Consider the following 1088-nt stretch of genomic DNA (forward strand, 5'->3'; position numbering starts at 1 on the left):
TACCCAAAAAACTCTTGTTGAGCTTTACAACATTCCTGAACATGAGCGTACACCAACAAACACAAAACACTTAAACACGCTGATCAAAGCAGAACGTACCGCAGATCGAGCAGCAGCAGCCCAACGAGCAGCCAAAAAAATATTTACCGAAGAACAGGCAAAAAAACGTAAAGAGCGAACCCACAAACTTGTCCAACTTGGTGCCTTGTTTGAAATCGCCAATTTAGACAACCACAACCCAGCTGAGTTGCTTGGTATCCTCCTTAAAACAGCAGAATTACCCAAAGATGACCCAAAATGGGCTTTATGGCGCGAATACGGACAACAAACACTAAACCAAAGGAAAGACACCAAAAAGTAATAAAAACGCCTTAGAGCGCAAATGAGAGCGTTTTAAGGCAATAAAAAACCTAGTTTGACGATGTGAATCTATTTTTTAGGCTGAAAATGATGTTTTTTACTGATTTTGATCAAATCGAATACTTTTTTTTGGTGTTCAATTCTAAATCTTCTAAATAAAAAAACAGGTTTAAACCGAACGAGTGTCTACGAGTGACGACCCCAGAATAAAAATTCTCGTGTTTTTCCCTCTGATTACAATTGCGGTATTTGCACTGGTTTGAAATCTACCGAGCAAAGCGACTGAACTTAATTTGCTTTATGACCGAGCAAAGCGAGCATAAAACTTATGAGCGAAGCGAATTCATAGTTTTTTTTGAACATTATCCCGCCTTTGAAAAAAATTGCCCCCCAGAAACGAGCAAAGCGAGTTTCAATAAAGTTTGAGCAAAGCGAAAACATAGGGCAATTTTCATATCAGTTTTTAAATGTTTTGGGCTTTTAATAATCTTTTAAGCTTTTAAATGCTTTTAGACACGCTGAAACGCAAGCCCAGTGCGGCTTTCCAGCCTCATTAAGTTACATTTACCCTGCTATAAAGTTACATTTACCCTGCTATAAAGTTACATTTACCCTGCTATAAAGTTACATTTACCCTGCTATAAGTTACATATTTTTTATTGTAACTTCGGTTACTTTTGATAATATGTAACTAAATTATAAATAAGGGGTAACTTATGGGGTTAGTT

The 1088-nt window shown here is 36.9% G+C and carries 1 protein-coding gene; it reads left to right on the forward strand.

The window, feature by feature from the left end:
- Positions 1-361, forward strand: a 361-nt coding sequence (locus tag FTU09_RS13715; protein ID WP_180080601.1) for a conjugal transfer protein TraD, incomplete at its 5' end; no start/stop codon positions are given.
- Positions 362-1088: the final 727 nt, after the last annotated feature.

Origin of the sequence: Acinetobacter sp. YH12058, assembly GCF_013419805.1 — a bacterium.
GTDB classification, from domain to species: domain Bacteria; phylum Pseudomonadota; class Gammaproteobacteria; order Pseudomonadales; family Moraxellaceae; genus Acinetobacter; species Acinetobacter towneri.